13 protein-coding genes are annotated in these 11813 nt (G+C 72.0%); 7 read left to right on the top strand and 6 right to left on the bottom strand.

The window, feature by feature from the left end:
* Positions 1–241: 241 nt before the first annotated feature.
* The 6 genes from DQ239_RS12965 to DQ239_RS12940 all read right to left on the bottom strand — a co-directional run bounded on the left by DQ239_RS12965 (position 242) and on the right by DQ239_RS12940 (position 6106).
* The gene (locus DQ239_RS12965; protein ID WP_113834848.1) at positions 242–670 is read right to left on the bottom strand and encodes a hypothetical protein; all 429 of its coding nucleotides are present in this window, start codon (positions 668–670) and stop codon (positions 242–244) included.
* Positions 667–1053 (bottom strand): flagellar export chaperone FliS, encoded by a 387-nt coding sequence (fliS, locus tag DQ239_RS12960; RefSeq protein WP_113834812.1) that lies wholly within the window; start codon positions 1051–1053, stop codon positions 667–669. The genes DQ239_RS12965 and fliS overlap by 4 nt, the downstream gene beginning before the upstream one ends.
* 90 nt (positions 1054–1143) lie before the next feature.
* A complete protein-coding gene (fliD, locus tag DQ239_RS12955; RefSeq protein ID WP_158544832.1) occupies positions 1144–2508 on the bottom strand; it encodes a flagellar filament capping protein FliD in 1365 nt (454 codons plus the stop codon).
* 127 nt (positions 2509–2635) lie between these two features.
* Positions 2636–3892, bottom strand: coding sequence for a flagellin (locus DQ239_RS21310; protein WP_158544831.1), 1257 nt, complete (start codon positions 3890–3892; stop codon positions 2636–2638).
* Positions 3893–4047: 155 nt separating this feature from the next.
* Positions 4048–5121, bottom strand: a complete 1074-nt coding sequence (locus DQ239_RS12945; RefSeq protein WP_233489152.1) for a glycosyltransferase — start codon at positions 5119–5121, stop codon at positions 4048–4050.
* 28 nt (positions 5122–5149) lie between these two features.
* Positions 5150–6106: a sigma-70 family RNA polymerase sigma factor gene (locus DQ239_RS12940; RefSeq protein WP_113834809.1), complete on the bottom strand. Its 957-nt coding sequence runs from the start codon at positions 6104–6106 to the stop codon at positions 5150–5152.
* A 192-nt stretch (positions 6107–6298) separates the two neighbouring features.
* On the opposite strand from DQ239_RS12940, the gene DQ239_RS12935 reads away from it, so the two are divergent.
* The 7 genes from DQ239_RS12935 (at position 6299) to DQ239_RS12905 (ending at position 11718) form a co-directional block, all read left to right on the top strand.
* On the top strand, positions 6299–6784 hold the full coding sequence (locus DQ239_RS12935) for a flagellar protein FlgN (RefSeq protein ID WP_113834808.1): 486 nt from the start codon (positions 6299–6301) through the stop codon (positions 6782–6784).
* A complete protein-coding gene (gene flgK / locus DQ239_RS12930) occupies positions 6781–8178 on the top strand; it encodes a flagellar hook-associated protein FlgK (protein WP_113834807.1) in 1398 nt (465 codons plus the stop codon). Before DQ239_RS12935 ends, flgK begins: the two co-directional genes overlap by 4 nt.
* Before the next feature lie 5 nt (positions 8179–8183).
* The gene (flgL, locus tag DQ239_RS12925; protein ID WP_113834806.1) at positions 8184–9074 is read left to right on the top strand and encodes a flagellar hook-associated protein FlgL; all 891 of its coding nucleotides are present in this window, start codon (positions 8184–8186) and stop codon (positions 9072–9074) included.
* The gene (locus tag DQ239_RS12920) at positions 9074–9505 is read left to right on the top strand and encodes a flagellar assembly protein FliW (RefSeq protein ID WP_113834805.1); all 432 of its coding nucleotides are present in this window, start codon (positions 9074–9076) and stop codon (positions 9503–9505) included. The genes flgL and DQ239_RS12920 overlap by 1 nt, the downstream gene beginning before the upstream one ends.
* An 87-nt stretch (positions 9506–9592) precedes the next feature.
* The gene (gene csrA / locus DQ239_RS21180; protein ID WP_113834804.1) at positions 9593–9862 is read left to right on the top strand and encodes a carbon storage regulator CsrA; all 270 of its coding nucleotides are present in this window, start codon (positions 9593–9595) and stop codon (positions 9860–9862) included.
* A gap of 195 nt (positions 9863–10057) precedes the next feature.
* On the top strand, positions 10058–10546 hold the full coding sequence (locus tag DQ239_RS12910; RefSeq protein WP_113834803.1) for a hypothetical protein: 489 nt from the start codon (positions 10058–10060) through the stop codon (positions 10544–10546).
* Positions 10547–10617: 71 nt separating this feature from the next.
* Positions 10618–11718, top strand: coding sequence for a flagellar biosynthesis protein FliA (locus tag DQ239_RS12905; RefSeq protein WP_233489150.1), 1101 nt, complete (start codon positions 10618–10620; stop codon positions 11716–11718).
* Positions 11719–11813 lie beyond the last annotated feature (95 nt).

Here is an 11813-nt window from a genome sequence, read left to right as displayed (position 1 = left end):
CCGTAAACGGCCTCATCGAGCTCCACCGCCGCATCGCCCGCGGCTTCCGCAACCGCGACAACTACCGCCTACGCATGCTCCTGATCGCCGGCGGACTGACCAGCCCCCACCTCAAGTAAGAAGAGCCGGAAAAGCGGGCTGATCATCCGCGGAAAAGCGGGCTGCTTTTCCGCGGAAAAGCAGAACCCCGCCGCCGGCGGGGCCGGCGGCGGGGCGGGTCGGGCAGGTAGGGGAGTGGGCGCTAGAGGCCGCGGTCGATGTAGGAGGCGACCGGCCGGGACGGCGCGTAGGACATGCGGGCGGCGACGTCGCGCTGCCGCTGCGACTGGATGATCCGCTCGCTCAGCTGCTCGGCGACGGCGAGCTGGTGCTGGAGCAGCCGGAGGGCGCGCTCGCGCAGGTCGGGCGGGACCGGGCCGAGGTCCTGCGGGGGGATCCAGTCCTCCGAGCGGCGGCCCCAGTTCGCGATCTCCTCGGCGCGGTCGCGGGCCAGGAGCTCCTGCGCGTCCAGCACGTCGCCCTCGAGCTCGTCGAGCGCCTGGTGCCAGGTGCGCGCCGCGCCGCGCCGGTCCCGTCCCTCGCCGGCCGGACCACGCGGGTCCGGGGGAGCGTAGGGGCTGTGGCCGAACCCCGCGGTGGCGGAGCCGCCGACCGGGCTCAGGCCGGTCATGACGGGGCGCCGGCCAGGGACGCCGCCGCCGCTCGCCATGCGTCGCGCAGGGGCTCGACCACCTTCTGGCAGGAGGAGACCCGGTTGCGGTCACCCTTGATGTTGGCCTGCACCAGCTCGCCGATGAGCCAGCCGTAGAGCGCGTCGAGCCGCGGCCCGCCCTCCCACAGGTCGACCCGCAGGCTGCTGCGGAGCTCGAAGACGATCTCCTGCGCGTGCTGCAGCTGGACGCGCGCCTCGTCCCGGTCGCCCGCACCCAGCGCCGTGTCCGCGCGCTCCAGGTCGAGCGCGAGGCGGTCGTACAGCATGACGAGCAGCTGCTGCGGGGAGGCGGTGGCGACCGTGTCGCCCATGTATCGGGCACGCAGGGCGGCGGCACTCATGCGGAGGACTCCTCGTGAGGTGTGCGGGGACGGCGACGGGGAGGTCGACGCCGGTGCGCCGGCGGGGCCGGCGCGGGTGGGTCATCGGAGCTACGACGACCAGGTCGGGAGGGAGCCGAGCTGGGAGCTCAGCCAGCTGGACTGGTTCTGCAGCGTCCCGAGCGCCGATTCCATCGCGGTGAACTGCCGGGTGAGGGTCTGCTGGCGCAGCTCGAGCCGGAGGTCCCAGTCGTCGATCCGCTTCTGCAGCTCGGTCGCCTGGCTGTCCTTGCCGTTGGCCAGGGACACCAGCGAGCCGGTGGTGGCGTCGGTCGCGGACTTGGCGACGGCGAGCAGCCGCTGCGCCACCCCGCCGACGGCGGTGCCGTCGGTGCCGGAGCCGTCGAGCAGCCGCCGGGTCTTCTCGGGGTCGGCCTTGAGCTGGGCGGCGAAGGCCGCGGAGTCGAAGGTGAGCTTCCCGTCCTTGGTGAGCTGGAGGCCGGCGACGGCGGCCGACCCGTCCTCGCCCACGGCGAAGGCGACGGCGTCGGCGATCTGCCCGGCCAGGGCGCGCAGCGAGCTGTCGCCGCGCAGCACGGCGGTGCTGCCGACGCTGTTGTCGGAGTAGGTGTTGATGTTCGTGATGGCGGAGTTGGCCGCGGTCACCAGGGACTGGATCGCGCTGGTCAGGGCCGAGGGGTCGCTGGCGACACCCACCGTGACGCTGGTCGACGGGTCGGCCTTCGACACCGTGATCGTGGTGCCGGGGAGCAGGTCGGTGAAGGTGTTCGAGCTCGAACTGGCCACCAGGCCGGCGCCGAGGTCGAGCGTCGCGTCCGTGCCCTGGGCCAGCACGAGCTGACCGGCCGGCGTCGCGGCGTCGACCTCCGGGCCGTTCTCGACGACGAACTCGGACGCCGCACCGGTCGAGGCGGAGGTGAGCTGCATGCGGAACGCGCCGTCGGCCAGCTGGATCACCGAGGCCTGGATGCCGAGCTTGGCGTCGTTGACGGCCTTGACCGTCTCGTCGAGGGTGGCGCCCGCGGTCACGGGGACGGTCCCGATGACGGTGCCGTCGGTCTTCGTGAACGTGATCGGCGCGCCCGGGTCGGCGTACTGGGGGACGGCGGTGCGGGAGGACCACTGGCTCTCGGTGACCAGCGCGTGCGTGCTGGCCAGGGACGTCACGCTGAAGGCGACGGAGCTGCCGATCGTCGCGGCGTCCGTGGCCGCCACGGAGACGGTGCCGACGGAGCTGGTGGCCTTGACCGGCGACCAGGTGGCCGCCTTGGTGAGCTTCTCGGCCGCCGTCTGCAGCGTCGTGAACACGCTGTTCACCGTGCGGTAGGCCGACGCGTCGGCCTTGGTGTCGGAGAGCTTCGTCTTGAGCTGGTTCTGCGGTGCCCGCTCCAGCTGCATGAGCTGGGAGATGAGGGTGGTGGTGTCCAGCCCGGAGACCAGGCCGCTGATGCTCATGCCTGCCATGGGGAACCTCCGGGAGTGGAGCCGCCGGGTGGTCCGGCGGGCTGGTCGAGACGAGCAGTGAGGGGGGAGGCCGGGGCCTCCCCCCTCACCGGGTGGTGCTCAGTCGTGCTGGATCAGATCAGCCCAGCAGACGCAGGATGCCCTGCGATGCCTGGTTGGCCTGGGACAGCATGGCCGTGCCGGCCTGGGTCAGGATCTGGGTCCGGGTGAAGTTGGTCATCTCCTGGGCCATGTCCGTGTCACGGATCCGCGACTCCGACGCCGTGGTGTTCTCCACCGCGACGTTGAGGTTGTTGATCGTGTGCTCGAACCGGTTCTGCTTGGCACCCAGGTCGGCGCGGATGCTCGACACCGTCTGGAGGGCGGCGTCGATGTCCTTGATGGCCTGGGTGGCACCCGACCCCGCCGAGAAGACCGGCGTGGCCTTGGCGATGTCGGCGGCCGAACCGCTGAGCGCGCCGCCGCCGTCGGTGTAGCCGGCGATGTTGGCGGGCGTGGTGAAGGTCAGCGCGGTGGCGGTCGCCCCGAAGGGAGTCGCGTTCGAGGCCAGCCCGAAGGTGGCCGCGGCCGCGCTGTTCAGCTTCGCCAGGGCGCCGCTGGCACCCGTGGAGTCGGTGATGCCGCTGTAGTCGACGGTCGACAGGTCGAACGTCTTCCCACCGAAGCTGATCGTGCCGGTGAGCTCGGTGAAGGCCTTGACGCTGGTGGCGTTCACGAAGCTGTCCGTGCCGGACGCCGTGTCCTGGTTGAACACGAGGGTGGCCGCAGCGCCGCTGGTGGCGTTGGTGGTCACGACCGAGCCGGCGCCACCGCTGGCGTTCGTGTACAGGCCGTTGGCGCTGACGTCGACGCCGGCGACCCCGAGGCCCGCCGCGTCCATGCCCTTGCCGGTGGAGCCGATGGAGACCGAGATCGACTGGCCCGCGTCGGCACCGACCTGGAACACACCGGAGTACGAGCCGTCGAGCAGCTTCGTGCCGTTGAAGTTCGTGGTCGTCGAGATGCGGGTCAGCTCCTCCTTGAGCTGGCTGACCTCCTTCTGGATGTTCGCCTTCGCGCTGTCGTTCAGGCTGCCCGAGTTGGAGGCCTGGACCGACAGGTCGCGCATGCGCTGCAGGATGGAGGTGCTGGTGCTCAGCGCGCCCTCAGCCGTCTGCACGACCGAGATGCCGTCCTGGGTGTTGCGGACGGCCTGCTTCATGCCGCCGATCTGCGAGCGGAGGCCCTCGGAGATGGCCAGGCCCGCGGCGTCGTCAGCAGCGCGGTTGATGCGGAAGCCGGAGGAGAGTCGCTCCAGCGACTTGCCCATCTGGTCGTTGGTCACCGAGAGGTTGCGGTACGAGTTCAGTGCCGCAACGTTGGTGTTGACGCTCATGCCCATGGTGTTCCTCCGTGGAATCGGGGCTTACTGGAATCCCGCTGCATCCGTGCTGCGGGCCTTGCAGTGAGAACTTCGGTCGGGGGCCGGGGGAGCTTGAGGCGAACGGGAGGCTTTTCCGTCCGATTCACCCGGGAGGGTCGTCGGGGTGCTCAGGCGCCCTTCCGCTGGGCCCGGGCGCGGTTGTCCACGGCCTGCTCCCAGGCGGCCACCCACTGCGGGGCGGTGTGCTCGGTCAGGTGCTGCTCGAGGACGACGGCGCGGTCGCGGGCGGCCTGCTCCCGCCGCAGCTCGGGGTCCTGGACCGCGGTGGTCAGCGCCTTCGCCCAGTCCTTCGGGGCCTTGGCGCGCCGGCCGAGTCCCAGGCGCTCGTACTCGGCGCTGGGGGAGCGGACGCAGTAGACCCCGCGCGCGGCGTACTCCAGGTTCTTCAGCCAGCTCTTGCAGGTGTTGAACCGGTCGATGCGCAGCGGTGCGACCCCGATGTCGAACACCTCGCCGACCGCGGTGGTGTAGCCGTCGACGTCGTGAATCCAGGGCAGCTCGGCCGGGTCTTCGGTCAGGCGCATCCGCTCGGCCGCGTCCGCCTTCTGGCCGAGGATCACGAACCGGCTGCGGCCCCGGGTGTTGTCCAGGGCCTGCTGCAGGCCCGAGCCCATCTCCTGCAGGTCGTAGGGGTGGCCCAGCACGGTGCCGGCCCAGCCGATGGTGGCGACGTCGGGCGTGCGCTCGTAGGCCGGCGGCAGCTCGGCGATCCGCCGCGGGATGGCGTTGGGGACGACGACGCCCCCTTCGCGCGGTGCGTACTCCTCCACGAGCGCGGGCGTCGTCGTCGTCACCAGGTCGGCCTCGCGGGCGCACTGCAGCGCCATCCGGGCCATGCCCTTGCGGACCATGCTGTTGTACGCCATGTTCCCGTACGGGACGGCGGAGAGCAGGTCGTCCATCTCCACGACGACCGCGACCCCCATCGCCTGCAGGACGCGGATGCACTGCAGCATCTCCGCGGTCTTCGGGAGCTGGAGCACGACGACGTCGGCGCCCTGCGGGTCCACGTCGGTGACGACCGGGTCCCCGCCGCCGGGCGGAGTGCGCATCGTCGTCGCCAGGCCCTTGCTGATGGCGATCTCGACACCGAGGTCCGCCTCGAGCACCGCCCGCGCCGGCTCGGTCACGCGGTAGTAGTCCGGGCCGATGTGGCCCGCGTTCATCATCAGGATCTTCACGGGTCGTTCCTCCGGGCTGTGGGGTGCGTCAGGCGGGGCGCGCCGCGCGCGAGGCGGCCGACCACGGGTTGCGCGCGGCGGGGACCGACGGCGCGGCGCGGCCGGTCAGCCGGTCCAGGTAGCTGCGCTGCTGGTTGCGGGCGCGCACCCCGCCGGCCGCGGCGACCGGCATGCCCTCCCAGATCTCGCCCATGGCGGCGTGCAGCAGGGTCAGGGCCCGGGCACGCATCTGCGAGACCCGGGAGAGGGTGACGCCGAGGCTCTCCGCGATGTCGGTCAGGGATTCATCACCGAAGAAATTGCGCTCGATGACCTCGTCCAGGCGGTCGGGCAGGGCGCGGATCGCCTCGTGCAGGTGGCGGGCGCGCTCGGTGCGCAGCAGCGCGCGCTCCGGCGACTCGCCGGTGTCGGGCAGGTCCAGGGAGCCGCCCTCGGTCCCGGTCTCGGCGTCGATGCTCACCATGACCGCGCGGTGCACGTCCACCTGGAGGCTGTCCAGCTCGCTGCGGGGCACCCCGAGTGCTGCGGCCAGCTCCTCCCGGGTCGGCGGACGGCCCAGCGAGATGGTCAGGGCGTCCGCGGCCGCGTCGGTGCGGCGGGCCGCGGCGCGCACCGAGCGGCTCGCCCAGTCACCCGAGCGCAGCTCGTCGAGGACGGCGCCCTGCAGCCGCGCCAGGGCGTAGGTGGCGAACGAGGCGCCGGCCGACGGGTCGAACCGCCGCGCCACCTCGACCAGTGCCACGTGGGCGCAGGAGAGCAGGTCGTCCCGACTGACGTGGGCGGGCAGCGAGATGCGGGCCGCGACGGCGTTCACCGCGAAGGCGGCCAGCGGCAGGTGCTCGGTGACCAGGGCGTCCACGTCCGCCTGGGTCCGCACCCGCTCAGCGGACTTCGACGGGTGCGGGATGCGTCCGGCGACGGGGCGCTCGACCGGGATCCGCTCGCGCTGAGGGCGCTCGGTCGCGAAGGTACGGGCTGGGCTCACGCCTCTCTTCTCGGCTGGCCCGGGCCGGGGTGGCACCGCTCATCGGCAACTTTCGGTCTCGACTTGAGCACGTCGCTGCGCACTTCGGCTTGAGGGGCCGCGGAACGGTGCCGAAGCCACCTCCGACGAGGGAGCGCCGCGCGGGCCGACCGCAGCGGCGCCCGGCACCAGAGACGGAGAGGCGGTGGACTCGTGGACTACCAGCACCTGTCGACGTTGCTGTGGCGGGAGCAGGAACTCCTGGACCTCCTGCTGTTCAAGGCCGAGGAGAAGCAGTACCTGATCCTCACCGGCAAGACCCGCTGGCTGCAGCGGATCGCGCACGAGATCGAGGTGGTCCTCGACCAGCTGCGCACGCTGGAGGTCGAGCGCGCCGCCGCGACCGAGGGCCTCGCCCAGCGGCTGGGCCTCCCGGCCGACCCGTCGCTGCGGCAGGTGGCCGAGGCCGCCCCCGCGCCGTGGAACGACCTCTTCGCCAAGCACCACGAGACGCTGCTGGTGCTGGTCACCGAGCTGCGCAGCCTCTCCGACGCCAACCGCGAGCTGATCGAGGGCGGCCTGTCCGCCATCGGGGAGGCGCTGCTCCAGGTGCGGACCCCCTCGGCCGGCACCTACGGGGCCACCGGCCGCCACTCCACCGGCAGCTCCCGCGCCGTCACCCTGGACGGGGCGCTGTGAGCACGTTCTCCGGGCTGAACGCCGCCACCACCGCGCTCTGGGCGAGCCGGCGCGCTCTCGACGTCACCGGCCAGAACATCGCCAACGTCAACACCGAGGGCTACTCCCGCCAGCGGGTCGACCTCGCTGCCATCGGGGGCAGCGCCGTGCCGGCGTTCTTCTCGACGACCACGGGCATCGGCCAGGGCGTGAGCGCCGACGACGTGGCGCGCATCCGCGACATCTTCCTGGAGGGCCGCGGCCACACCGAGCACGCGAACCTCACCCAGCTGTCCGCCGAGAGCGAGTCCTTCGAGCTGGTCGAGCAGGCGTTCCGCGAGCCCGGGTCCACCGGCCTGCAGAAGATGCTGTCCGAGGTGTGGAGGGGCTGGCAGGACGTGGCCAACAACCCGGCCGACCCCGCCGCGCGCGGCCAGGTGCTCAAGCGCCTGGAGACGCTGGCCGGAGGGCTGCACTTCAGCCAGCAGCAGCTCAGCGGGCAGTGGCAGCAGACCCGCGAGAACCTCGCCGTCCTGGTCGACGACGTGAACGCCGCGGCGCAGAACATCGCCGACCTCAACGTGGCGATCCAGCGCGCGACGCAGGGCAACCTGCCGGCCAACGACCTGGCCGACCAGCGGGACCTGCTGGTCATGAAGCTGGCCGACCAGGCGGGCGCCTCCGTGCGGCACGGCAAGGACGGACTGCTCGACGTCATCGTCGGCGGGATCACCCTGGTGTCGGGCGGGTCGGCGGCGAAGCTCGCGATGAGCGGCACGGGGGACCCCGACGACACCGGCGGGGACCCGTTGAAGATCGTCACCGCCATCGGGAACCTCAACGTGAACGTCGGCGGCACGGCGGGCGGTCAGCTCAACGCCATGAACACCATCATCCCGGCCTACCGGACCCAGCTCGACGGGATCGCCTCGAACCTGGCGACGGTCGTCAACGACGCGCACGCCGACGGCTTCGACCGCACCGGTGCAGCCGGTGGGCCGGTGTTCGGCAGCTCGGACGGCGGCCCGATCACGGCCGCCAACATCACGGTGCTGATCACGAGCACCGACCGCATCGCGGCCTCCGGTGTCGCGGGCGCGGCGAACCTGGACCGCACGAACGCCGACCGGATCGCGCAGCTGGCGCTGACCGCCGGCATCGACGAGGGCTACCGGCAGATGATCGTCGGACTCGGCGTCCAGTCGGCGGTGTCCCAGCGCGACTACGACATCCAGAACAGCATCACCACCACGGTCGACGCCGCCCGCGAGTCCGTGGCGGGCGTGAACCTCGACGAGGAGCTCACCAACATGCTGTCCTACCAGCACGCCTACGCGGCTGCCGGCCGGATGATCACCGCGATCGACGAGGCGCTCGACGTGCTCATCAACCGCACCGGCCTCGTGGGGCGCTGATCTCGATGCGGATCACCCAGCGCGCCGTCACGCTCACCAGCCTCCAGGGCCTCAACCGGAACCTGGAGACCTTCAGCAGGCTCCAGGAGCAGCTCACCTCCGGCAAGCAGCTCACCGCCCCGTCGGACTCGCCGACCGGCACCAACCGCGCCATGCAGACGCGGGCGGAGCAGGACGCGAACGCGCAGTACGCGCGCAACATCTCCGACGGTCAGTCCTGGCTGAACCAGACCGACTCGACCCTGCAGCAGATGCTGAACGTCGCCCGCCGGGTCCGGGATCTCACGGTGCAGGGTCTCAACACCGGCGCCATGTCCGACACCGCCCGCAAGGCACTCGCTGCCGAGACCGGCACCCTGCGCGAGAGCCTGCTGGGCATGGCGAACACGACCGTCGCCGGCCGGCCGATGTTCGGCGGGATCACCGCCGGCCCCAAGGCCTACGACGCCACCACCGGCGCCTACGTAGGCCAGGCCGGTCCGGGCACCGAGATGCTGCGCCGGGTGTCGAGCACCGACTCCGTACGGGTGGACATCAGCGGCCCCGAGGCCTTCGAGGGCGCCGGGACCGACCTGTTCGCGCTCGTCGAGCGGATCACGGGCAACCTGACGACCGACCCCGTGGGGCTCGAGCAGGACCTCGCCGACCTCGACGTGATCATGAACAACATGAAGTCGGCGGTGGCCGACGTCGGTGCTCGGTCGGCCCGCATCGACCGCGAGGCCGAGATCACCATGGGCCAGAGCATCGCGCTGGAGGAGGGCCTGAGCCAGGTCGAGGACATCGACCTGCCGAACATGATGATGCGGCTGACGATGCAGCAGACCGCCTACGAGGCGGCGCTGTCGGCGACGGCCAAGTCGATCAGCCCCACGCTCATGGACTACCTGCGCTGATGGCCGCCCTCACCGCCCCGGCCGCTGCGCCGACGACGACGGCGCCGTCGGTCCAGGTGCTGTACTTCGCCGAGCCGATCCCCGGCTTCCCGGCGCACCGGGACTACGTCCTGGTTCCCGGCGACACCGCCGGCCTGCTGTTCTGGCTGCAGTCCGTCGCCCCCGACGGCCCGCGGTTCCTGGCGGTGTCGGCCCGTCGCTTCTTCCCGGACTACTGCCCGGTCGTACCGCCGGCCGTGCGCGCGGAGCTCGGTCTGGACGACGTCGACCAGGCGCAGCTGCTCTGCCTGGTCACCGTGCCCGACGGAGATCCGACGGAGGCCACGGCCAACCTGCGGGCACCTGTGGTCGTCGCCCCCTCGACGCACTGCGCCCGCCAGGTGGTCCAATCGGACCTGGACCTTCCCCTTCGGCGGCGCCTGCGCCGATAACTTCCCCGAGCTGCGTCACGCGGCTCCCCGGTGCCCGCCCGCGGGCACGCCACGGACGGCAACCCACACACCCATGGAGGGGTACACGTGCTCACACTCACGCGCAGCGTCGGCGAGACCATCCGCATCGGCGACGACATCGAGGTCCACGTCGTCGAGGTGCGCGGCGGCACGGTCCGGCTCGGCTTCAAGGCCCCTCGCGAGGTGACCATCCACCGCGAGGAGGTCTACCGGCAGATCGCGGAGGCCAACGCCCTCGCGGCGCAGGTGACCGCCGACAGCCTCGGCGCGCTCGCGGCGTTCGCGCCGGTCAGCGCCGAGCCGGAGGCCGACCAGGTGCAGGACGCGCAGGCCTGACCCGATGGTGTCGAGGGGCGGTGTTCGGCAGACGTCGACAAATGCCGCCTCTCGACCGTCCGGAGCGCCGCGACACAGGCAACATCTGCCGAAGTGTTCCGGGAGAAGTGCGTAGGACACGGCGAGTGTTGTGCCCTCGGTTGCCGAGGGGATGAGGCAGATTTCTCCCCAAGCAAGTGACAGGGGGCGATCACCATGCAACACAGTGCATCCAACGCGCACGGCGGCGTCGACCACGGCGGCGAGCACGAGTCCGTGGTCGTCCACGTGCAGCTGCGCCCGCGGCGCGGTGCCACGCGCAAGTGCCTCGCGGCGCTCGCATCGCTGGCCGCCGAGCACGACCAGGTCGCCTTCGCGGTCTCGGGCCTCAGCAAGGACGACCGCGTCGTCCGGGTGACCGTCGGCGTGGACCTCGGTCCGCGCACCGGCGTCGCCAAGTTCTCGCCGCAGGCGCAGGCCGCCTACGCGTTCGTGAGCGCGGTCTTCACCTCGCTCTACGACCACATGCCGGTGTACGTCGCCGAGCCCAGCGGTGCCGAGCGCGCCGCCGCCGCGGTGCTCATCGAGCGCGCGGCCTCGGGCGTCACCGTCGCCGACGTCGTCGAGGCGCTGCCGGTGTCCTCCGCCGGCTCGGCCATCCCCAGCCCGCGCACCGCGGGCCCGGGGGAGCGCATCCCCGCCTGACGGCGCCTCCGAGCCGCTTCGCAGGCCTCCGCACCCGAGGTCTGTCCTTCCCCGTAGTGCCAGGAGTTCCGGTGTCCGACATCTTCGCTTCCGCCTCGTCCACCCTCGATCCCCGCGCCCGCGCCCGGCAGCCGCTCGTCTTCGGCGGCATCCCCGAGGCCGAGGGCTGGGCGCTCGCGCCCATCACCGCCCGCGACCGGGTGCACTTCCGCGTCGACCGCGAGCTGCCCCTCGACGAGTTCCGCGCCGAGCTGCCCGACGGCGTGACCGTCACCTACGACCAGGGCGACGGCCTCTACCGGGTGGACGGCGCCCGCGGCTCGGCGCAGGTGCTGGCCGACTGGGTGCGCGCGTGGTGCGCCGGCCGCGGCTGCACGACGGTCGGCCTCCGGGCCGAGACCGACGTCCGCCGGCGTGCCCCGAAGGACCTCCCGCCGGACTTCCTGGCCGACCTGTGCCGGCACTACGGCCCGGTCAGCCTCAAGCGCCTGCAGCGGAACATGAGCACGATCCGGCTGCACCTGCCCGACCCCGACGACCTGGGCCAGCAGGTGTACGAGTGGGTGCTCAAGGCCGTCGGCCAGTTCGACGAGACCAAGTCGGTGCCCTTCGGCGCCTTCCTGGCCACCCAGCTGTCCAAGTGGGTGCACGACCTCGGCCGCAACGCCCACGGGCGCACCGCCGCCGACACCGAGCACAAGCAGCAGAAGGCGATCGCCACCTTCATCGCCGAGCACCAGCGCCGGCCGAGCGAGAAGGAACTCGCGGCGTTCATGGGGCAGAGCGTGGCCACGCTGCGGCGCAACTCGCAGACCGTCGCGACGCTCAACGGGCTGCGCAACCTGCAGTCCCTCGACGGCGGTCCGGACGGCACCGAGATCCTGCTGCCCGACTCCTGCGAGGCGCCCGACGAGATCATGGGCGAGGCGGAGCAGACGCTGCTCTCCCACGCCCTGACCGCGGCCTGCGCGCCGGACCCCGACGCGCGTCGCGACCAGCGGGCCGGCCAGCCCAACGTGCTCGGCTGGGCCACCTGGTACCTGACCACCTGGGGCGGGCAGACCAAGACGCAGCTGTCCTCGGACCTCAACACGTCGGTGCGCAACATGAACGTCTACGCCGACCGCGTGGAGCGGGCGCTCAAGGGCCGGCTCGCCGAGCTCGCCGAGTAGCCGCACCGGTCGAACCGCCGAGCGCGGGGAACGGCACCTCCCACCAGCCGACGAGGGGTGCCGTTCCCCGCGCTCGCGTGCGTCCGGCGTCCTGG

This window comes from Blastococcus sp. TF02-09 (genome assembly GCF_003319105.1).
Classification (GTDB): domain Bacteria; phylum Actinomycetota; class Actinomycetes; order Mycobacteriales; family Geodermatophilaceae; genus Blastococcus.
Note: the sequence above shows the minus strand (reverse complement) of the source record. Positions and strands in the feature narration are given on the sequence as shown.